Annotated in this window: 21 protein-coding genes; 15 read left to right on the plus strand and 6 right to left on the minus strand. The window is 72.8% G+C overall.

Annotated elements, in window-relative coordinates:
* From FHL79_RS20245 to FHL79_RS20315, 15 genes are all read left to right on the plus strand, one after another.
* On the plus strand, positions 1 to 1,287 hold a 1,287-nt coding region (locus FHL79_RS20245), incomplete at its 5' end, for a flagellar hook protein FlgE (protein ID WP_246081042.1).
* 140 nt (positions 1,288 to 1,427) lie between these two features.
* The gene (locus tag FHL79_RS20250) at positions 1,428 to 1,715 is read left to right on the plus strand and encodes a flagellar FlbD family protein (protein WP_138760375.1); all 288 of its coding nucleotides are present in this window, start codon (positions 1,428 to 1,430) and stop codon (positions 1,713 to 1,715) included.
* A gap of 3 nt (positions 1,716 to 1,718) precedes the next feature.
* A complete protein-coding gene (locus FHL79_RS20255) occupies positions 1,719 to 2,489 on the plus strand; it encodes a flagellar motor protein (protein ID WP_138760376.1) in 771 nt (256 codons plus the stop codon).
* Entirely contained in the window at positions 2,486 to 3,469 is a 984-nt protein-coding gene (locus FHL79_RS20260; RefSeq protein WP_138760377.1) for an OmpA/MotB family protein, read from the plus strand. The genes FHL79_RS20255 and FHL79_RS20260 overlap by 4 nt, the downstream gene beginning before the upstream one ends.
* A 73-nt stretch (positions 3,470 to 3,542) precedes the next feature.
* Positions 3,543 to 4,007, plus strand: a complete 465-nt coding sequence (locus FHL79_RS20265; protein ID WP_138760378.1) for a flagellar basal body-associated FliL family protein — start codon at positions 3,543 to 3,545, stop codon at positions 4,005 to 4,007.
* 154 nt (positions 4,008 to 4,161) lie between these two features.
* Positions 4,162 to 5,136 carry a flagellar motor switch protein FliM gene (locus tag FHL79_RS20270; protein ID WP_138760379.1) on the plus strand — a complete coding sequence of 325 codons (975 nt, stop codon included), beginning with the start codon at positions 4,162 to 4,164 and terminating at the stop codon, positions 5,134 to 5,136.
* Complete coding sequence (gene fliN, locus FHL79_RS20275) at positions 5,133 to 5,879, plus strand: flagellar motor switch protein FliN (RefSeq protein WP_138760380.1); 747 nt, start codon at positions 5,133 to 5,135, stop codon at positions 5,877 to 5,879. Before FHL79_RS20270 ends, fliN begins: the two co-directional genes overlap by 4 nt.
* A gap of 5 nt (positions 5,880 to 5,884) precedes the next feature.
* Positions 5,885 to 6,322, plus strand: a complete 438-nt coding sequence (locus FHL79_RS20280) for a FliO/MopB family protein (protein ID WP_246081044.1) — start codon at positions 5,885 to 5,887, stop codon at positions 6,320 to 6,322.
* Positions 6,319 to 7,182: a flagellar type III secretion system pore protein FliP gene (fliP, locus tag FHL79_RS20285; RefSeq protein WP_138760382.1), complete on the plus strand. Its 864-nt coding sequence runs from the start codon at positions 6,319 to 6,321 to the stop codon at positions 7,180 to 7,182. The genes FHL79_RS20280 and fliP overlap by 4 nt, the downstream gene beginning before the upstream one ends.
* An 81-nt stretch (positions 7,183 to 7,263) precedes the next feature.
* Complete coding sequence (gene fliQ, locus FHL79_RS20290) at positions 7,264 to 7,539, plus strand: flagellar biosynthesis protein FliQ (protein ID WP_138760383.1); 276 nt, start codon at positions 7,264 to 7,266, stop codon at positions 7,537 to 7,539.
* A 7-nt stretch (positions 7,540 to 7,546) separates the two neighbouring features.
* On the plus strand, positions 7,547 to 8,311 hold the full coding sequence (fliR, locus tag FHL79_RS20295; protein WP_138760384.1) for a flagellar biosynthetic protein FliR: 765 nt from the start codon (positions 7,547 to 7,549) through the stop codon (positions 8,309 to 8,311).
* Positions 8,312 to 9,442 carry an EscU/YscU/HrcU family type III secretion system export apparatus switch protein gene (locus FHL79_RS20300; protein WP_138760385.1) on the plus strand — a complete coding sequence of 377 codons (1,131 nt, stop codon included), beginning with the start codon at positions 8,312 to 8,314 and terminating at the stop codon, positions 9,440 to 9,442. It begins immediately after the preceding gene.
* A gap of 207 nt (positions 9,443 to 9,649) precedes the next feature.
* Entirely contained in the window at positions 9,650 to 11,692 is a 2,043-nt protein-coding gene (flhA, locus tag FHL79_RS20305) for a flagellar biosynthesis protein FlhA (RefSeq protein ID WP_138760386.1), read from the plus strand.
* Positions 11,673 to 14,693: a hypothetical protein gene (locus FHL79_RS26225; protein WP_138760387.1), complete on the plus strand. Its 3,021-nt coding sequence runs from the start codon at positions 11,673 to 11,675 to the stop codon at positions 14,691 to 14,693. The genes flhA and FHL79_RS26225 overlap by 20 nt, the downstream gene beginning before the upstream one ends.
* Positions 14,690 to 14,944 (plus strand): hypothetical protein, encoded by a 255-nt coding sequence (locus tag FHL79_RS20315; protein WP_138760388.1) that lies wholly within the window; start codon positions 14,690 to 14,692, stop codon positions 14,942 to 14,944. The genes FHL79_RS26225 and FHL79_RS20315 overlap by 4 nt, the downstream gene beginning before the upstream one ends.
* 250 nt (positions 14,945 to 15,194) lie before the next feature.
* Here the strand turns inward: FHL79_RS20315 and phoH2 are convergent, their stop codons facing one another.
* The 6 genes from phoH2 to FHL79_RS20340 form a co-directional block, all read right to left on the minus strand.
* A complete protein-coding gene (gene phoH2, locus FHL79_RS20320) occupies positions 15,195 to 16,490 on the minus strand; it encodes an RNA 5'-3' helicase PhoH2 (protein ID WP_138760389.1) in 1,296 nt (431 codons plus the stop codon).
* 222 nt (positions 16,491 to 16,712) lie between these two features.
* On the minus strand, positions 16,713 to 17,519 hold the full coding sequence (locus tag FHL79_RS20325; RefSeq protein ID WP_138760390.1) for an ABC transporter permease: 807 nt from the start codon (positions 17,517 to 17,519) through the stop codon (positions 16,713 to 16,715).
* On the minus strand, positions 17,516 to 18,541 hold the full coding sequence (locus FHL79_RS20330; RefSeq protein ID WP_138760391.1) for an ATP-binding cassette domain-containing protein: 1,026 nt from the start codon (positions 18,539 to 18,541) through the stop codon (positions 17,516 to 17,518). Before FHL79_RS20330 ends, FHL79_RS20325 begins: the two co-directional genes overlap by 4 nt.
* Positions 18,542 to 18,573: 32 nt before the next feature.
* Positions 18,574 to 19,185 carry a PadR family transcriptional regulator gene (locus FHL79_RS25430; RefSeq protein WP_179966108.1) on the minus strand — a complete coding sequence of 204 codons (612 nt, stop codon included), beginning with the start codon at positions 19,183 to 19,185 and terminating at the stop codon, positions 18,574 to 18,576.
* Between the two features lie 52 nt (positions 19,186 to 19,237).
* Complete coding sequence (locus tag FHL79_RS25225) at positions 19,238 to 19,414, minus strand: hypothetical protein (RefSeq protein ID WP_171058260.1); 177 nt, start codon at positions 19,412 to 19,414, stop codon at positions 19,238 to 19,240.
* Between the two features lie 4 nt (positions 19,415 to 19,418).
* The gene (locus FHL79_RS20340; protein WP_138760392.1) at positions 19,419 to 20,636 is read right to left on the minus strand and encodes a DUF885 domain-containing protein; all 1,218 of its coding nucleotides are present in this window, start codon (positions 20,634 to 20,636) and stop codon (positions 19,419 to 19,421) included.
* Positions 20,637 to 20,697: the final 61 nt, after the last annotated feature.

The following is a 20,697-nucleotide window of genomic DNA, read 5'->3' on the forward strand; positions in this document are numbered from 1 at the left end:
TCCCCGCCCCGACCCGAGGAGCTCCCCGTGCTGCGTTCCATGTTCTCGGCCATCTCCGGCCTCAAGGCACACCAGACCAAGCTGGACACCGTCGGCAACAACATCGCCAACGTCAACACGGTGGGCTACAAGTCCAGCCAGACGGTCTTCCAGGACACCCTGTCCCAGGTGCTGAGCAACGGCTCGGCGCCCACCGAGACGACCGGCGGCACCAACCCGGCCCAGGTCGGTCTGGGCGTGAAGGTCGCCGGCATCACCACCAACTTCAGCCAGGGCTCGACGCAGAGCACCAGCCGGTCGACCGACTTCATGATCAGCGGCGACGGCTTCTTCGTCACCCAGGCGGGCAACGAGCAGCTCTACACCCGGGCCGGCTCGTTCGACTTCGACGGCCAGGGCCGGCTGGTCACCTCCGACGGGTCGATCCTGCAGGGCTGGGCGGCCACCAACGGCGTCGTGGACACCAACGGGAAGATCGGCGACCTGTCGGTGCCCTACGGCCAGGTGATGCCGCCCTCGGCGTCGACCAAGGGCGGGTTCACCGGCAACCTCACCAGCGGGGCGGCCACCGGCGACGCGGTCGAGAGCCAGATCACCATGTACGACGCGCTGGGCAACGCGCACCAGGTCACCGCGACGTTCACCAAGACGGCGACCGCCAACCAGTGGTCGCTGGCGCTGAAGGACGAGAACGGCGCCACCATCACGCCGCCGGACATCGATCCTGCGACCGCCGGAGTCCAGGCCCCGCTGCTGGACTTCGACCCGGCCACCGGGGCGATCGCGGCCGGCGACAGGTCGGTCACCTTCGCGCCGTCCGCGGCGATGGCTGGCAGCTGGCCCGGGACGCTCACGCTGGACCTCAGCAGCATCAGCCAGTTCGGCGCGAAGAGCTCGATGAAGCCGACCACCACCGACGGCTACGCGATGGGCACGCTGCAGTCGTTCTCGCTGAGCTCCGACGGCACCATCGTCGGCGTCTACTCCAACAGCCTGCGCCAGGACATCGGCAAGCTGGCGATGGCCACCTTCTCCAACCCCGGCGGGCTGGAGAAGTCCGGCAACTCCTCCTACCGGGTCGGCAACAACTCCGGGGTGGCCGTCATCGGCGCCGCCGGGACCGGCGGCGCCGGCACCCTCACCGCGGGCGCGCTGGAGATGTCCAACGTCGACCTCGCCTCGGAGTTCACCGACCTGATCATCGCCCAGCGCGGCTTCCAGGCGAACAGCCGCGTCATCACCACCTCCGACGAGGTGCTGCAGAGCCTGGTCCAGCTCGGCCGCTGATGACCGACCTCCGGCCCGGTCACCTCGCGGGGTGACCGGGCCGGCCCGCTCAAGCACCGGCGCCGCGGCGCCGATGACATCCCTGCGGCGACGACGCCCCACCCGGCGACCGCCACCCCGACCCTGTGAGGACCCCTCCCGTGATCCGTCTGACGCGTCTCAACGGCGAGCACTTCGTGCTCAACGCCGAGCTCGTCCAGCGCGTGGAGGGGCACCCCGACACCGTCATCACGCTGCTGGACGACACCAAGTACGTCGTCGTCGAGACCGTCGACCAGGTGGTCCGTGAGATCCGCGACTACCGCGCGAGCATCCAGGCCGTCGCCTTCCAGATGGACCGCGGTGAGTACCGCCCGCCGGTCACCACCACCTCGGAGAGGACCACGGACTCCTCCGTCGTCCGCTTCCCCTCGCGCGAGGAGCGCTGACCGATGGACCCGGCCACCCTGATCGGCATCGCCCTGGCGATGGGCGCCATCCTGCTGACGATGATCCTCGAGGGCGCGTCCCCGATGGCGATCATCCTGCTCCCGCCGCTGATCCTCGTCTTCGGAGGCACCTTCGGTGCGGCCATCGGCGGCATCTCGATGAACGACGTGAAGAAGATCGGCGCCTGGTTCAAGATGGCGCTGATGCCGCCGGCCCTCCCGTCGGTCAGCGAGCGCATCCAGACCCTGGTCAGCCTGGCCGAGAAGGCCCGCAAGGAGGGCCTGCTGGCCCTCGAGGCCGAGGTCAAGAAGATCGACGACCCGTTCCTCAAGCGCGGGCTGCAGATGAGCATCGACGGCACCGACCCGGAGGACCTGCGGTCCATCCTCGAGGGCGAGATCTCGGCGAAGAAGTCCGAGGACAAGGCCGCCGCGAAGTTCTTCAACGCGATGGGCGGCTACGCCCCCACCATCGGGATCATCGGCACCGTCATCGGGCTGATCCACGTGATGGAGAACCTGCAGGACCCGGAGTCCATCGGCCCGCTGATCGCCAGCGCCTTCGTCGCCACCCTGTGGGGCGTGCTCTCGGCCAACGTCTTCTGGCTGCCGATGGGCGCGAAGATCAACCGCACCAGCGAGCTGCAGGCCGCCGCGATGGAGCTGCTGGTCGAGGGCATCGCGGAGATCCAGGCCGGCACCAGCCCGCGCACCGTCCGCGCCAAGCTCTCCTCGCTGGTGCCGCCGAGTGAACAGCAGCGCGAGGCGGCATGAGCAAGAACTCCGGGCACGGCCACGCGCCCAAGGGCCGCCGACCCAAGAAGCACGAGGAGGAGGAGCACGAGAACCACGAGAGGTGGCTCGTCTCCTACGCCGACATGCTGACGCTGCTGTTCGCCCTGTTCGTCGTCCTGTTCGCGATGAGCCAGGTGGACGTCACCAAGTTCAACTCCTTCGCCGAGGGCCTGCAGGAGGGCTTCGGCGCACCGGTCACCATCCTCAGCGACGGCGCGGTGCTGGACGCGGAGAGCCAGACCCCGCTCCAGCCGGTGCAGGTCGCCGAGGACGCGGCCATCGACGGCACGGCGCAGACCGAGGCGGAGAAGGCTGCCGCGGCGGAGGCCGCCGCGCAGGCTGCCCAGCAGACCGCCGCCGAGGCGAAGGCAGCCTACGACCAGCTGTCCCAGGCCGAGCAGGCGCTGCAGCAGGCGCTGGCTGCGGCCGGCCAGTCCGGTGCGGCCCAGTTCGTCATCGACGAGCGCGGCCTGGTCGTGCACGTGGTGTCGGACCCGGTGCTCTTCGCCCCCGAGTCCGCCGCGCTGCTCCCGAGCGGCGCCACCGTGCTCGACGCGATCGCCCCGACGCTCGCCCAGCTGCCCAACCAGGTCCGGGTCGAGGGGCACGCCAACTCGCTGCCGGTCACCCGGGGCGGCCCCTGGCCGTCGAACTGGGAACTCTCGGCGGTGCGCGCCACCACGGTGCTCCGCCACCTGTCCGAGGCCGACGGCGTCCCCGAGGACCGGATGTCGGCGGCCGGCTACGGCAGCACCCGGCCGCTGGTGCCCGACTCCGACCCGAGCTACGTCACCGTCAACCGGCGGGTCGACATCGTCGTCCTGTCCACGGCCTCGGCCGACGCCAACGCCCTGCTGCCCGGCATCGAGGCCGCCGCCCAGGGGACCACCGGCACGACCACCACCGACCCGACCACCGCCAGCCAGGACGACCACGACTCCGAGGGAGGCCACCCGTGAGCGAGCTCGCGAGCGAGCCGATGGACACAGCAGCGGCGCGAACGCGGCCGACGAGCGCCAGCGAGGAGGAGAAGTGAGCAAGAAGCAGCAGGAGAAGAACGCGCCCGAGGAGGGGGACGCCCCCAAGGGCAGCAAGAAGAAGCTGCTGATCATCGGGCTGGTCGCCGTCCTGGCGCTCGGCGCCGCGGCGTACTTCTTCGTCTTCAGCGGCGGGTCGGCCGAGGCCGAGCCGGCACCGGAGGCCGGTTCCGTGCTGGCCGTCGAGCCGGTCGCCATCAACCTGGCCGGCGGCAGCTACCTGAAGTTCGGGTTCACGCTGCAGTACACCCTCGCCTTCGACGAGGGCGGCGGTCACGGCGGCACCGTCCAGGACGGCTCCAAGGCGCTGGACATCGCGATCGGCCAGTTCTCCGGGGCCTCGCTCACCGACGTGCAGACCAACCGCGAGGCGATGATGGCGGCGTTCACCGAGGCCGTCGTCCACGCGTACCACGACGAGGTCATGGACGTGTACCTCACCGAGTACGTCACCCAGTAGGGGGCCGTTCCAGCACCTCGGGGGCGCCCTCGATCGACGCTCCTCCCCCAGCGCCCCCACGAGGACGCAGCAGCACCAGCCGGCGCCGGTACCCCCGGCGCCGGCTGGTCACCGGCGGTCAGGGTCGACCGGGCCCCCGCCGATGAGGACATGCGTGAGCTTGTCCGACATCGTGGCCGACGCGCCCAGCGTGCCTGCCCCCCGCACCTCGGAGGGGCAGGGCCGCTCGCGACGGCGTCAGCCGCGCACCTACGACTTCCGCCGCCCCACGAAGCTCTCCCGTGAGCACGTCCGGATCCTGCAGATCGCGCAGGAGAACTTCGCCCGCCAGGCGACGACGACCCTGACGTCGATGCTGCGCACCGGCGCCCGGATGGAGCTCGTCGGGATCGAGCAGTACTCCTACGACGACTACATCGCGACGCTGCCGCAGTCCTGCTTCGTGGCGACGTTCACCCTCGAGCCCCTCCCGGGCAAGGGCGTGCTGGCCTACCCGCTGGACACCGCGATGGCCATCGTCGACCACATGCTCGGCGGCGCCGGCGCCGGCGACCAGCCGCTCCGGCCGATGACCGCGATGGAGAGCGCCATCACCAGCCACCTGCTGGAGCGGCTGCTCGGCGAGCTGGCCGAGGCCTTCGCGCACATCACGCCGCTGGTCCCGGCGCTCGACGGCGTGGAGTACAACCCGCAGCTGGCCCAGGCCGCCGCGGGCTCGGAGACCGTCATGGTCGCGACCTACTCGATGCGCATCGGCGCCCGCGAGCCCGACGCGACGCTGGTGCTGCCGTTCTCCGCCTTCGCCGCCGCGCTGAACAACGCCGCCTCCCCGCAGCTGTCGGACTCCGCGAAGCACAAGCGGCAGCGCGCCGCCGAGGCACTGAAGGAGCGGCTGGCCGAGGTCCCGGTCGACGTCAGCGTCCGGTTCAACCCGCTCGAGGTCCCCTCCGGCGACCTGCTGTCCCTCGCGGTCGGTGACGTGCTGCTGCTGCGTCACGCGCAGGACAGCCCGCTGGAGGTCACGACCAACGACGTCATCTTCGCGCACGCGCTCCCGAGCAACCACCGGCGCCGCCTGGCGGCCGAGATCGTCCCCGACACCGCGACCAGCGGGAAGGAAAACGCATGACCACCGCCTTCGGCACTGACCGTTCGTCGGACTCCGAGACCATCGCCACGGCCGTCGCGGCCGCGGCGCGGGCCGCGGCCGCCGCGATGCCCGCCGAGCTGGACCTGCGTCCCGGGGACACGGTGGCCGACCCCGAGTCCGTGCCGCTCCCGCCGGCACCCGGCGCCGCGGTCACCGCGGCGCTCGGCGGCGAGGTCAGCGGCGACATCGTGCTGGTGCTGTCGGAGGAGATCGTCAGCGCGCTGACCAACTCCCCCGTCGGCGCCATGGACGTCGCCACCGCCCTGCGCCCCGCGCTCGAGGCGGCGGCCGGCGCGCTGGGCCGGGTGCGGGTCGCCGCCGAACGGGTCGAGGACGTCGTCGCCGCGCTGGACGGGCTGCGGGACAAGGGCGTCTTCCTCGCCGTGCCGCTGATCGCCAACGGCGAGGTCTCCGCCACCCTGGCGCTGCAGGTCACCCTGCCCCGGCCGCGCGAGCGCCGCGGCAGCCTGGACCTGCTGCGCAACGTGGCCATGGAGGTCACCGTCGAGATCGGCCGGACCCGGATGACGGTCTCCGAGCTGCTCTCCCTGCACCCCGGCGAGGTCATCGAGCTCGACCGCGCGGCCGGGGCTCCGGCCGACCTGCTGGTCAACGGCACCCTGATCGCCCGCGGCGAGATCGTCGTCGTGGACGAGGACTTCGGGCTGCGGATCAGCGAGATCGTCACGGACGCCACGGAGTACGGGACGCCGGCCTCGTGACGTGGATGATCCTGCGCCTGGTGCTGTGCCTGGCGTTCATCGCCGCGGTGCTGCTGTTCGCCAGCCGGGTCGCCAAGAAGCGCGGTCTGGGCGGGGCGACCGGCGTCATCGAGGTCGTCGCCCGGCAGCGCATGGGCCGCGCCAGCAGCGTGTCGGTCCTCCGGGTCGCCGGCCGGGTGCTGGTCGTCGGTGCCACCGAGGAGCAGGTCACCCTGCTGGCCGAGGTCGAGGACGAGGAGCTGGCGGCCGCCCTGGACGCCCAGCTCGCCCGGTCGGCCACCACCGGTCCGGCCGGGGTGGACGACGACCCGGCCACCGGGGTGCTGACCCGCCGGCCGGCGCTGCCCTCCCGCTCCGGTGGTGCACTGTCCGGCTCGGTGCTCGACCGCGGCACCTGGACGACGGTGGTGCAGGAACTGCGCGAGCGGACGGTCCGCCGATGACCGCCGCGCTCCCCGTGCTGCTCCCGGCCGCCGCCCGGACCGCCGAGCCGGCCTCCGCATCGCGCCGTCGCCGGGTCGTCTGGCTGCTGCCGCTGCTGGTGCTGACCGTCCTCGCCCTGTGGTTCCTGCTGGCCGACCCCGCCTCCGCGGCGCCGACCGCGCCCACCGCGCCCACCGCCCCGACCGCCCCGGTGGTCGACGGCAGCGGGGTCGACATCAACGTCGGCGGCAACAGCCCGAGCCAGGCGGTCACCCTGATCCTGGCGATCACGGTGCTGTCCATCGCCCCGTCGGCGCTGCTGCTGGTCACCTCGTTCACCAAGATGCTCGTGGTGCTGTCGCTGACCCGCAACGCCCTGGGCCTGGCGTCGTCCCCGCCCAACCAGGTGCTCACCGGGATCGCGCTGTTCCTGACGATCTTCGTGATGGGCCCGGTGTTCGGGGACATCAACGACGTCGCCGTCCAGCCCTACCTCGACGGCACGATCACCGCCTCGCAGGCCTACGACGTCGGCGAGGCGCCGCTGAAGACCTTCCTGCTGGACAACACCCGGGACGACGAGCTGAAGCTCATGATCGGCCTGTCCGGCGAGGAGAAGCCGGCCGACGAGGCGTCGGTGAGCATGCTGACCCTGATCCCGGCGTTCGTGCTCTCCGAGCTCAAGAGCGCCTTCATCATCGGGCTGGTCATCTTCATCCCGTTCCTGGTGCTGGACATGCTGGTCAGCGCCGCGCTGATGTCGATGGGCATGATGATGGTGCCGCCCTCGGTCGTGGCGCTGCCGTTCAAGCTGCTGCTGTTCGTGATGGTCGACGGCTGGGCGCTGATCACCACGGCGTTGGTGGGGTCGTACTCGTGAGTGACAAATCGAAGACGACGGCTGAGCGAGCATCGCAGGGAGCGCCAGCGACCGAGGAGCGGAACGAAGCCGGAGTCGAGGATGAGTGACACCGACGTCACCGAGATCGCCACCCAGACGATGCTGGTGGGGGCCAAGTGCGCCGCCCCGATCCTGCTCACCGCCCTGCTGGTCGGGTTCATGATCTCGCTGTTCCAGGCGGCGACCCAGATCCAGGAACAGACGCTGTCCTTCGTGCCCAAGATGATCGCGGTCGCGATCGCGCTGCTGGTGACCGGCAACTGGGTGCTCTCGGAGCTCATCTCCTTCACCCACCAGCTGTTCGACTCGCTGCCGCAGCTCCTCGGCCAGAGCTGAGGCTGCGGTGGACCTCCAGGTCCCCTCGGCGACCCTGGCCGCGCTGCTGCTGGCCACGGTCCGTGCCAGCGGGTTCGTGATCATGGCGCCGCCGTTCAACTCGGCGGCCATCCCGGCCGCGGTGAAGGGCGCACTGGCCATGGCGCTGGCGGTCGTGGTCTTCCCGCACATCAGCGGCGACCTGCCCGCGATCACCGCGGGCTTCCTGATCGTCAGCGCGATCACCGAGGCGCTCATCGGCGCTGCGCTGGGCTTCGTGATCCAGGTGCTGTTCACCGCCGTCCAGCTCGCCGGCGACCTGATCGACCTCTCCGGTGGCTTCTCCCTCCAGCCGGCCTACGACCCGCTGTCGCTGACCATGCACTCCTCGGTCGGCAAGCTGCACTACATGCTGGCGACCACGCTGCTGTTCACCAGCGGCGGGCACCTGCTGATGGTCCGCGGCTTCGTCACCTCCTACGAGGGCCTGCCGGTGGGCGGCTCGATGCCCACCGACCAGCTGGCCTCCACCCTCGTCACGGTCTTCTCGATGATGTTCCTGGCCGCGCTGCAGATCGCCGGCCCGATGGTCGCGGTGCTGCTGCTCGCCGACGTCGCCCTGGCCCTGCTGTCCAAGGCCGCCCCGTCGCTGAACATCTTCGCGTTCGGGTTCCCGGTGAAGATCCTGCTCACCCTGACCCTGCTCGGGCTCACCTTCCCGCTCCTGCCGCCCGCCCTCGACGCGCTGATGCACACCGGCCTCGAGGCGATCACCTCCTTCCGGAGCGGGTAGATGGCCAAGGACGGACCGGGTGGTGAGAAGACAGAGAAGCCGACAGCGCAGAAGCTGAAGCAGGCCCGTAAGGACGGGCAGATCCCGCGCACGCAGGAGCTGGGCACCTGGCTCGGCGCGGCCGCCGCCAGCGTGCTGCTGCCGATGCTCGTCGGGCGCGCGTTCGGCTCGGTCCGCCAGCTGTTCGTGCAGATCGGCACGGTGGCCGCCGACCCGCAGCCGGCGGCGCTCTCGGCGCTGATGGGCCAGGCGCTGTTCGCCTTCCTCGGCGCGGTCCTCCCGATCGCGGTGGGCATGATGCTGGTCGGCACGCTGGCCTCGGCCGCCCAGGGCGGGGTGGTGCTCAGCGGCAAGGGGATCAAGCCGACGTTCTCCAAGCTCAACCCGCTGCCCGGGCTCAAGCGGATGTTCGGCACCCACGGGCTCTGGGAGTCGATCAAGGCGCTGATCAAGACCATCGCGCTCGCCGTGGTCATCTGGGCGACGTCGGACAAGGCCCAGCACCTGGTCTCGGCCTCCGGGGCGCTGCCGCTGTCGGAGATCACCCGGGTGTTCACCGAGTCCGCCGTGCTGATGTTCCGGGTCGTCGGCATCACCGGTCTGGCGATCGCCCTCGCCGACTACCTGGTGGTCCGCCACCAGACGATGAGCAAGCTCAAGATGAGCCAGTACGAGATCAAGCAGGAGAACAAGAACTCCGAGGGCGACCCGCACGTGAAGGCCCAGCGCCGGGCCACCCAGATGGCGATGTCCCGGAACCGGATGATGACCGAGGTCGCCGACGCGGACGTGCTGCTGATCAACCCCACCCACGTCGCGGTCGCGCTGAAGTACGAGGCGACCCGCGGCGCGCCCCGGGTGGTGGCCAAGGGCTCCGGGGAGGTCGCCACCCGGCTGCGGGCGCGGGCCGAGGAGTGCCGGGTGCCGATGGTCCAGGACATCCCGCTGGCCCGGGCGCTGCACGGCTCCTGCGACATCGGCCAGGAGGTGCCCGCGCAGCTGTTCACCGCGGTCGCCCGGGTGCTGGCCTTCGTGATGCACCTGTCCAACCGCGGGGTCCGCGGCGGTGTCCACCGGCCCGGCTTCGAGGCCCCGGAGACCGCGGGGTTGCCGCGGGCGAGGCGCCGCTGACGGCCGGCCCCACCTGCCCCGTCCGCACCGGACGCCCCAGCCGGCCGATCGGCACGGGGCGCCCGGCACTGCTGGTGCGCGTGGGGCGAGGGCGGCGCCCCGGCGCGGCCGCTGCGGTACGGACCGTTCCGGGGACTGCCGAGAACGGCGTCGAGAGCGTGCTGCGCCCTCCCGCCGTCCGGCGCCGCTGCTCAGGAACGAGGTCTCGTGGGAAAGCTGACGAAGGCCGCCGTCCCCATCGGGGTCGTCTCCATCGTCCTGATGCTCGTCGTGCCGCTGCCGGCCGCCGTGCTGGACCTTCTGCTCGGCTTCAACATCGTCGCGTCGCTGCTGATCCTGCTGGTGTCCATGCAGATCAAGCGGCCGCTGGACTTCGCCGTCTTCCCGTCGCTGGTGCTGATCGCGACGCTGATGCGGCTGGCGCTGAACGTCTCCTCCACCCGGCTGGTCCTCAGCGACGGCTACGCCGGCAAGGTCATCGAGGCCTTCGGGCACTTCGTCATCGGTGGCTCGCTGATCGTCGGCCTGGTGATCTTCGTGATCCTCACGATCATCCAGTTCGTCGTCATCACCAACGGTGCCGGCCGCGTCGCGGAGGTCGGTGCCCGCTTCACCCTCGACGCCATGCCCGGCAAGCAGATGGCGATCGACGCCGACCTCAACGCCGGCCTGATCAACGAGACGCAGGCGCGCAAGCGCCGCCAGGAGGTCACCTCCGAGGCCGACTTCTACGGCTCGATGGACGGCGCGAGCAAGTTCGTCAAGGGCGACGCCATCGCCGCGATCATCATCACGATGATCAACCTGATCGGCGGCTTCGCGATCGGGATCATGCAGAACGGCATGGCGCCCGCGGACGCCGTCTCCACCTACTCGCTGCTGACCGTCGGCGACGGCCTGGTCTCCCAGATCCCCGCCCTGCTCATCTCCACCGCGACCGGTCTCATCGTCACCCGCTCGGCCTCCTCGAGCGACATGGGCACCGACCTGCTGAACCAGCTGGGCCGCAACAAGCAGCCGGTGCGGATCGCCGGCGGCGCCGCACTGGCGCTGTGCCTGATCCCCGGCCTGCCCAAGCTGCCGTTCCTCCTCATCGGCGGCCTCTTCCTCTTCATCGCGACCCGGCTGACCGAGAAGTCCGAGGACGACGACGAGGCCCTGGCCGCGACGCAGGCCCCCGACGAGCCGCAGCCGGACTCCCCCGAGGCGATCGTCGAGCGGATGCGGGTGGACCCGCTGGAGCTCGAGGTCGCGTTCGACCTCGTCGAGCTGGTGGACACCGCCCGCGGCGGCGACCTGCTGGACCGGGTGAAGGCGCTGCGCCGCAAGGTCGCCATGGAGACCGGCCTGGTGATCCCGCTGGTGCGCACCCGGGACAACCTGGACCTCCCGGGCTCGCAGTACGTCATCTGGCTCAACGGCGTCCCGGCGGCGCGGGGCAACTCCCCCGCCGGCACCGTGCTCGCCATCGGCGACCACCTCGAGGGCCTGCCGGGCAAGCCGACCGTCGAGCCGGTGTTCGGGCTCGCGGCCAAGTGGGTCCCCGCGGAGTTGCAGCGGCAGGCGGAGATGGCCGGCGCGACCGTCGTCGACCGCTCGTCGGTCATCACCACCCACCTGGCCGAGGTGGTCCGGCAGAACGCCTCGGCGCTGCTCGGCCGGGAGGACGTGAAGGTGCTGGTCGAGATGATCCGCCGCTCGCACCCCGCCGTCGTCGAGGAGCTCACCCCGACCCTGCTCAGCCTGGGCGAGGTCCAGCGGGTGCTGCATGCGCTGCTGGACGAGGGCGTCTCCATCCGCGACCTGGTCCGCATCTTCGAGGCGCTGTCGCTGCGGGCGAAGAAGTCCACGGACCTCGACGGTCTCGTGGAGGCGGTCCGCGCGGCCCTCGGTGGCGCGATCAGCCAGCCGTACGTGACGCCGGACGAGCGTCTGCACGTGATCACCCTCGACCCGGCGTTCGAGCAGCGCCTGCTCGAGGCCGTCCGTCCCACCGAGAACGGCCAGGTGCTGGCCCTGGACGGCCACACCGTGGACACGCTCGTCCGGGGCTGCACCGAGCTGCTCGACCAGGCAGACCGGCTGAACCTCTCCCCCGTGCTCGTCTGCTCCCCGCAGGTCCGCGCCGCACTGTCCCGCCTGGTCCGCCAGGTCCTGCCCCGGCTGTCGGTGATCTCGTACAACGAGGTGTCCCGCACGGCCCAGATCGAGTCCCTGGGAGTGGTGAACGGTGCCTTCGCAGTCCGTTGAGGCCGCCACGCGTGACGAGGCCATCGCCGCCGCGCGTGAGCAGTTCGGCCCCACCGCACGGGTCGTCGGGATGCGCCGCATCCGCTCCGGCGGCATGTTCGGCTTCTTCACCAACGAGCGGTTCATCGCCGAGGTGGAGGTGCCCGCGGCCGACCCGGTGAAGGGACCCGACACCGGCTCGCTGCTCAAGACCGGCGCCCGGGAGGCGCGGCCGGCCCCGTCGTTGGACGACCGCATGCAGGAGCTCGCCGAGCTGCTCGGCGCCACGTCACAGGAGCCGCAGTCCGTCGGTCTGTACGGCCGGGCGGGTGCCACGCCCGCCGCGACGCCGACCGCCGCCGAGCGGCCGGTGCGGCGTGCGGCTGCGCCGGCCTCGACCGGCGCCACCGCGCCGTCGTCGGTCCGCCCGGCCACGCCGGTCCGCGCCGCCACGCCGGTCCGCACGGCCACGCCGGCCCGCGCCGCCACGCAGCCGCGGACGACCCACGAGCCGGCTGCCGCGCCGCGCCGGACGGCGGCTGCCAAGCCGTTCACCCCGACCAAGCACACCCTGATGCTGTCCCCCGAGGACCTCGCTGCTGACCTGGTCGAGCCGGCCCAGCCGGTGACCGAGGAGCCGTCCGGTCCCTCGCCGTTCGCCGCTGCGCTGACCCGCATGGTGGCCTCGAACCCGGTGCAGGCAGCGGCCGAGGCGGCCGCCGAGGCAGCTGCCGCCGAGGCCTCAGCCCGAGAGGCCGCCGCCGCCGACGCGGCCGCCGCCCAGGTCGCCGCGCTCCAGAGCGCCGCTGCGGAGGCGGCACGTGCCGCCGCTGCCCGGGTCGACGCCGCTGCCGCGGAGGTCGCCCGGCTGCGGGCCGAGGCCGCCGCCGCCGAGGCCGCCCGGCTCCAGGCCGTGGCCGCCGCTGCCGACGCCGCCCGCCGTGAGGCCGAGGCCGCCGCTGCCGAGGCTGCCCGGCTCGAGGCCGAGGCAACGGCCGCGGAGGCCGCCCGGCAGGAGGCCGAGCGCCTGGAGGCCGAGCGCCTGGAGGCGGCTCGTGTGGAAGCGGCTCGCGTGGAGGCCGAGCGGCTGGAGGCCGAGCGGCGGGAAGCCGAGCGGCTCGAGGCCGAGCGCGTCGAGGCGGCTCGGGTCGAGGCCGCGCGCGTGGAAGCTGCCCGGGTCGAAGCTGCCCGGGTCGAGGCAGCTCATCTCGAAGCCGAGCGCCTGGAGGCTGCCCGTGTCGAGGCCGCCCGGGTCGAGGTAGAGCGTCTCGAAGCCGCCCGTCTCGAAGCAGCCCGCGTCGAAGCCGCTCGTGTCGAAGCCGCTCGTGTCGAGGCCGCCCGTGTCGAAGCCGAGCGCTTGGAGGCGGAGCGCCTAGAGGCGGTCCGCATCGAGGTCGCGCGCATCGAGGTCGAGCGCCAGGAAGCCGTCCGCCGCCGGGCAGCAGCTGACGTCGAGGCAGCCCGGGTCGAAGCCGTGCGCCAGGAGGCAGCCCGGATCGTCGCCGAGCGGCTCGCGGCCGAGCGTCGCCAGGAGGAGGCCGCCGCGCCGGCCGGCTCGCCGCTGTCCATGGTGGAGTCCGTCCGCAGCGCTGACGAGGCGCTGGCCGCCCTGCTGGAGGAGGTCCTGGCGGCCAACGGCTCCGGCCGCGGCCGTCACCGCCTCCCGGAGGTCAGTGCGGCCCTGTCCGTCGCCGACACACCCGCCGCCACCGACCTCGACGTCCCCCAGCCGTCCGCCTACGACACCCGCGGCACCGAGTCGAGTGCCTACGACACCGGCGCCCACCGCACCGACGCCTGGTCCGGTCCCGGCTGGGCCAGCGACGCCCGGGTCGCGCAGCGCGCAGCACAGGTCGCGGCTGCGCAGGCCCTCGTCGTCGATGCCGTCGTCGTCGCCGAGACCGCCGCCGAGGAGGTCCGGGTCGCCGAGCCGCGCCCGATCGAGGTGCCCGTCGCCGTCGCCGTCGAGGAGCAGCGCTTCGCCGTCCCGGTCTCGCTGGGCCCGGTGATGGCGCGCACCGCCAGCGACCCGGCTCCGCTGCCGATGGACGCCACCCTCGTCCTGCCGCGGCTGGGCATCACCGGTGGATCGTCGCCGCGGTCGCAGCGACCCGCCGTCCCCCCGGCTCGCCGCGGACGCCCGCCGGTGCCCGCCAGCCGGCCGTCCGGTGGCGATCGCGCACCGGTCACCACCCGCCCGGTGCCGATCCCGGTGCCGATCAGCTCGCGCAGGCCTGCGGCCGAGCTGCCTGCCGTTCCGGAGACCAGCACCCGGCTGGCCACGGTGACCCGGCTGGTCCCCGCGGTGTCGCCGTCGACGGCGCTGGCTCCGTACAGCATGGACGGCGCCGAGGAGCTCGTCGTCCGGCTGCTGACGCTGGGTCTGCCGGACTTCCTGCTCGGCTCGGACTTCACCGACGACGCCGCGGTCCGCGGGGTGTACGCGGCGCTGACCCGGACCCTCGCCGAGCGGCTGCCGGCCGCTCCGCACCTGCCCACGCAGCCGGGCGACGTGCTGATGGTCGTCGGCCCGGGCGCGGAGACCTTCGCCGCCGCCCGGTCGCTGGCCCTCTCGCTGCGGCTCGAGCCGGAGGACGTGCAGTGGGCTGCCTCCGGGGCGCTCGCCGGCCTGGCCCCCGAGGGCAGCCGGATCACGTCGCTGGAGACCGCCGCCGAGCGGCAGCAGGCCAGCGCCGTGCGCGGCACGGTCACGATCATCGCCGTGGACGCACCGCTGCGGACCTCGGGCGGCCCCTGGCTGGAGCAGATGCTCACGATCTGGTCACCGACCGCGGTGTGGGGCGTCCTCGACTCGACCCGCAAGCCCGAGGACCTGGTGCCGTGGCTGGACGGGCTGCCCCGGCTGGACGCCGTCGTCGTCCAGGACACCGACGCGACCGCCGACCCGGCGGCCGTCCTGGACCACGTGTCGGTGCCGGTGGCGCTGGTCGACGGCGCGCGGGCCACTGCGCACCGCTGGGCATCGCTGCTCTGTGAGCGGCTGGAGGAGATGGAGGGGTGACCAGCCCGCTCCGCGGCGACGTCCTGCTGACCGGCTTCGTGCTGGCCGTCCCGGTGTTCCTGCTGGGGCTGCGCGGGGAGTTCACCGCGCAGGAGGTGGTCGACCGGCTGCTGTGGTGCCTGGCAGCCGGCTGGGCTGTGGTGGCCGTGGTGCGGTTCGCCAGCACCCCACCGCAGCCCAGAAAGGCTCCGGTCCCGGCCGCCGCCCGAGCCACCGGCGCAGCCGAGCCGGAGACCACCCCCACCGCCTGACCCGCCGCTCGACGCTGTGCGTCGAGGCGGGGTCTCGGACGCGCGAACCCGACTCGGGCGCACACCGTGCACGGTCGTCCTGCTGACCGTGGAGATGGACGGCGCGGCCCGGCATGGTTCCCGGCAGCAACGCGAGGACGACATCGCGCGGGACGCGTTGCTCGCCACGGCCGCCGACGGCTGTTCGGTGGGCGCTGAGGCCGGGTCCCCGCGCGTGGAACCCGGCCTCAGCGCACGCGATCAGCGCGCGTCAGAGGGGCAGGTCCTCCAGCATCTCGGTGACCAGGGCGGCGATCGGCGAGCGCTCGGAGCGAGTCAGGGTCACGTGCGCGAACAGCGGGTGCCCCTTCAGCGCCTCGATCACCGCCGTCACGCCGTCGTGCCGGCCCACCCGCAGGTTGTCCCGCTGCGCCACGTCGTGGGTCAGCACCACCCGGCTGTTGGTGCCCAGCCGCGACAGCACGGTCAGCAGCACCCCGCGCTCCAGCGACTGTGCCTCGTCGACGATCACGAACGAGTCGTGCAGCGACCGCCCGCGGATGTGCGTCAGCGGCAGCACCTCGATCAGCCCGCGGGCCACGATCTCCTCGACGACGTCCGCGCTGACCAGAGCCCCCAGGGTGTCGAACACCGCCTGCGCCCAGGGCGCCATCTTCTCGCCCTCGCTGCCGGGCAGGTAGCCGAGCTCCTGGCCACCGACGGCGTACAGCGGCCGGAAGATGAGCACCTTCTTGTGCGCCCGCCGCTCCATCACCGACTCCAGGCCCGCGCACAGCGCCAGGGCCGACTTGCCGGTGCCCGCGCGACCGCCCATCGAGACGATGCCGATCTCCGGGTCCATCAGCAGGTCCAGCGCGATCCGCTGCTCGGCGGACCGGCCGTGCAGGCCGAAGGCGTCCCGGTCACCGCGGACCAGCCGCACCGACTTGTCCGGCAGCACCCGGCCCAGTGCCGAGCCGCGGGCGGACAGCAGCACCAGCCCGGTGTGGGTGGGCAGCTCGGCAGCGGCCGGCAGGTGCACCGACCCCCGCTCGTAGAGCGCCTGGATCTCCTCCTCCGCCAGCGGGAGCTCGGCCATCCCGGTCCAGCCCGCGTCGACGACGCCGAGGCCCCGGTACTCCTCGGTGGCCAGGCCGACCGCGGCCGCCTTGACCCGCAGCGGCACGTCCTTGGTGATCAGGCAGACGTCCCTGCCCTCGGCGCGCAGGTTGAGCGCCACCACCATGATCCGACTGTCGTTGCTGTCGTTGCGGAAGCCCGCCGGCAGCACCGAGGGGTCGCTGTGGTTCAGCTCGACGTGCACCGTGCCGCCCAGGTCACCGATGGGCACCGGGGCGTCCAGCCGGCCGTGCTGCACCCGCAGGTCGTCGAGGATCCGCAGGGTCTGCCGGGCGAACCAGCCCAGTTCCGGGTGGTCGCGCTTGTCCTCCAGCTCACCGATCACCACGAGCGGGACCACCACGTCGTGCTCGTCGAACCGGGAGAGTGCACCCGGGTCGGAGAGGAGCACGGAGGTGTCGAGGACGTACGTACGGCGAGTGCTCACGAGTCGGCTCCCGTGGGGCGCACAGCGCGCCCCGGCTCGATGGCGGCCGGGTCCCGGCGCAGGGGCCGGGACGCGGCCCCTCTGGCTGACGAACTGCGTCGCACCAACCGGGCCTCCCGTGGAGGACGAGGTCAGCTCGTCCTCCACTGCGGACGCTAGGCCCAACCGCCGACAAAAGGAGCCCCCGGACACGCCAACGGGTGACAGGTGGGGCTCCGTTCTTCAGCTGGACTCCTGCCGGAAACGTCGGACGCCGAACCACCAGCCCAGCAGGCCCATGGCCACCGTCAGCCCGGCACCCCACCAGGCGGTGCTGCTGCCGTAGTCGCCGTCGAAGAACGACCGGGCGCCCTCCACGACGTGCTTGAGCGGGTTGACGTCGCTGATCGCCTGCAGCCAGCCCGGGGCCAGCGTCATCGGCAGCAGGATCCCCGACAGCAGCAGCACCGGCAGGACGACGGCGTTCAGCAGCGGCGCGAAGGCGTCCTCGCTCTTCAGCGTCAGCGCCAGCGCGTAGGACACCGACGCGAACGCGGCCCCGAGCAGCGCGATGACGACGAGGGTGAGGACGACCCCGATCACCGGCGCACGCAGCCCGAGCGGGATCGACACGAGCACCAGCAGCGTGCCCTGCACCAGCAGGACGACGACGTCGCGCATCACCCGGCCGAGCAGCAGCGCCGTGCGGCTGGCCGGGGTGACCCGCTGGCTCTCGATGACCCCGGCCCGGTACTCGGCGATCAGGCCGAAGCCGACGAACAGCGCGCCGAAGATGCCCAGCTGCACGAGGATCCCCGGCACGAACAGCTGGTAGGCGTTGCCCGAGCCGAGCTGGCTGCTCAGCGGCTCGAGCAGCGGCCCGAACAGCACGATGTACAGGATCGGTTGCATCAGGCTGATCACCAGCCAGGCCGGGTTGCGCAGGGACATCCGCATCGCCCGGGCGAACACCGTGTAGGTGTCCCGGGCGACGCTGCTGGTCGGTCCGGTCGTCGCCGGGCTCGGCGGGGCGGTGGTCGCGGTGCTCATCGGGCCATCTCCTGCGGCTGCTTGTCGGCGGTGCGGTCGGCGCCGGCCGGACCACCCGGTCCCGCGGGGCCGCCGCTCTCCCGCAGCGACCGGCCGGTGAGGTCGAGGAAGACGTCGTCCAGGCTGGGCCGGCGGCTCTCGATCCCGGCGACCGCGATCCCCGCGGCGTCCAGCTCGCGCACCAGGGTCATCAGCGCCGCGCCGCCCTGCGGTGCGCGGCCGACGACGCGGGTGTCGAGCACCTGCGGGACCTCCGCGCCCGGCAGCGCGGCCATCAGCGCGGCGACCCGTCCGGCGGTCTCCGCGTGTTCCACGGTGACGGTGAGGACGTCCCCGCCGACCTGCGACTTCAGCTCGTCGGGAGTGCCCTCGGCGACGATCCGGCCGGCGTCGATGACCAGGATGCGGTCGCAGAGGGCGTCGGCCTCGTCCAGGTAGTGCGTGGTGAGGAAGACCGTCGTCCCGCGCTCCTCGCGCAGGCCCCGGATGTGCTGCCACAGGTTGGCCCGCGCCTGCGGGTCCAGCCCGGTGGTCGGCTCGTCCAGGAAGACCAGCCCGGGCACGTGCACCAGGCCGACGGCGATGTCCAGCCGGCGCCGCTGGCCGCCGGACATCGACTTGGGCTGCCGCTCCCACAGCCCGTCGAGGTCGAGCTCGCGGAACAGCTGCTTGCCGCGGGCGGTCGCCTCGGCGGTGCTGATCCCGTACAGCCGGGCGTGGTCGACCACCTCCTCCCCCGCGCGGGCGTCGGGGTAGGTGGCGCCGCTCTGCGACACGTAGCCGATCCGCCGGCGGACGCCCACCGGGTCGGTGACCAGGTCGCAACCGGCGACGGTGGCGGTGCCGGCGGTCGGCGCGAGCAGCGTGGTCAGCATCCGCAGCGTGGTGGTCTTGCCGGCCCCGTTCGGGCCCAGGAAGCCGACGATCTCCCCGGCCTCGACGTCGAGGTCCACCCCGGCGACGGCGTGCACCTCCTGCTTCTTCTTCCGGAACGTGCGGGCGAGCCCGCGGGCGTGGATCACGCCGCCAGTGTTCAAGTTTGACTAGTCGAGGGTCAAGCCCTTTCCGGCGGGTCGAGGACGGCGGCCGGCCAGAGCCCGCCGACCGGCTGGTCGGGGGCCTGCGGGTCGTCGGCGAAGCGGTAGTGCCCGGCGTCGATGCGGGCGCAGACGTCCCGGACCCAGCCGCGCTCCCCGGCGACCCAGGCCCGGGTCGCAGAGAACAGCTCCACCGTGCTGGCCGGCGCCATCCGGGAGGACTCGACGCCGCGCACGGCCGAGTCCATGCCGGACACCATGGCCTCCAGCACGAGGTCCCGGGCCCGCAGCGCCTCCCGGACCTCATCGCGGGGCAAGGTGGTGAAGAAGCACAGGCCCCCCAGCAGCCGGCTCGGGTCGCCGGGCTCGGGCTGGCGCAGCGCACTGCTCAGCAGGCGCTGGTACTCGACCTCGCCGTCCGCGGTGAGCCGGTAGGACACCGGTTCCCCGTCGGTCTCCTCCAGCAGCCCCCGCTTGGCCAGCGTGCGCAGGCCGGAGTAGATGGACCCCGGGTTCAGGTGCGCCCAGTCCTGGATTTGCCAGCTCAGCAGCTCGCGGCGGAGCAGGTAGCCGTGCACTGGCTGAAAGATCCGCACCGCCCCGAGCAGGAGCAACCGCGTGGTCGACATGGGCCAACTCTGCCCGCCGCGCCGCGCGCCGGGCGGCACCGGGCCCGCCGGGTCACTCCTCCCGGCGAGGCCGCACCGCCACCAGCGCCCAGATCACCGGCACCAGCAGCACCGGCCACTCCACCGCGACGTTGCCCACCCAGAACAGCCCGATGAGCAGCAGCAGCGCCAGCCAGCCCGCCGTCCACAGGCCCAGCAGGCGCCGCTCCTGCGGCGTCCCCCGTGCCACGCCGTCAGCCGACCGCGAGCTCGGCGGTGATCCCGGCCGGGGTCAGCGGCTCGTCCAGCAGGCGCACGAAACGGTCGCCCACCGACTGCTCCGCCGGGCGGGCGGCCAGCCAGGACGACAGCAGGTCGAAGCCCTCGACGTAGGTGGAGATGTAGGCCCGCCACAGCGGGTCGGTGAGGAACCGCAGCTGCTGGGCAGCCCGGTCGGCACTGACCAGCGCCCAGCGCTGCAGGTGGGCGATCACCTCGTCGGGGTCTGCGGCGCGGTCGTGCAGCATGATCGCCGCGTCCTGGCGGACCCGGTTCAGCGGCGCCGCCGCCGCGGCCACCTGCTCGGCCAGGTGCCCGTCGAAGCGCAGCCCGAGGTCGCCGAGCACCTCGGCCGCCCACGGGCCCCAGCCCGCACCGATCGACGCCTCGACCCCGAGGTCGGCCAGCCCCTCGGCCATCAGGCACTCGGGGGTGTTGACCAGGAAGACGGTGTGCTCCAGGTGCTGGTCGCGCTCGACGAGCCCGCGCTCCTTGCGGCAGTGCTCGGTGTGGTGGCCGGGGTAGGCCTCGTGGGCGACCAGGTGCGGCAGCTGGCTGAGCCGGTGCGGCAGGTCGGCGTTGATCGCCACCCGGGACCGGTAGTCGCCCTCGTAGTAGTTGAAGCCCGACCACGGCTTGTCGGTGACCACCTCGTACCGGACCGTCTCGACCTCCGGCAGGCCGTACTGGCCGCGGACCCGGTCGCGCAGGGCCGAGGAGAGCGCGTGCACCGCCGCCTCCAGCCGTGCCGGCGGGCACTCCTCCCGGCGCCGGTGCGCCGCGTAGCGCTCGGCCAGGGTGCCGCCGCCGGGCAGCAGCTGGTCCAGCGCAGCGTGCGCCGCGGCGTAGTCGGCCGGGTCGCCGAGGGTGACCTGCACCTGGAAGTACGCCTGCACCTCGGCGATGAAGCCGACCGGCTCCCCGCCCAGCTTGCGGGCGCTGCACTCCAGCCCGGTCAGCTGGCCGCGCAGGTACGCGGCCCGGTCGGCCGGGAGCTGGGCCGAGTCCAGCTCGCCCAGCAGCGCCCGGGCCTGGTCGCGGAGCCGGTGCGGGGTCGGCGCCGGCTCGTCGGCGACCGCGGCCCGCAGCCGCGGGTCACCGGTGTACGCGTCGACGAAGCCGGGCTCGAGCCGGTCGAAGCGCAGCCCCAGCCGCACGTACTCGAGGGGGACGTCGACCGCGCCGGCTGCCATGGTCGGCATCCTGTCAGCCGCCGCCGGGACGCCTGGCCGCACCCTCCGGGGCAGAAGTGGC

Source organism: Modestobacter altitudinis (genome assembly GCF_005930475.1).
GTDB classification, from domain to species: domain Bacteria; phylum Actinomycetota; class Actinomycetes; order Mycobacteriales; family Geodermatophilaceae; genus Modestobacter; species Modestobacter altitudinis.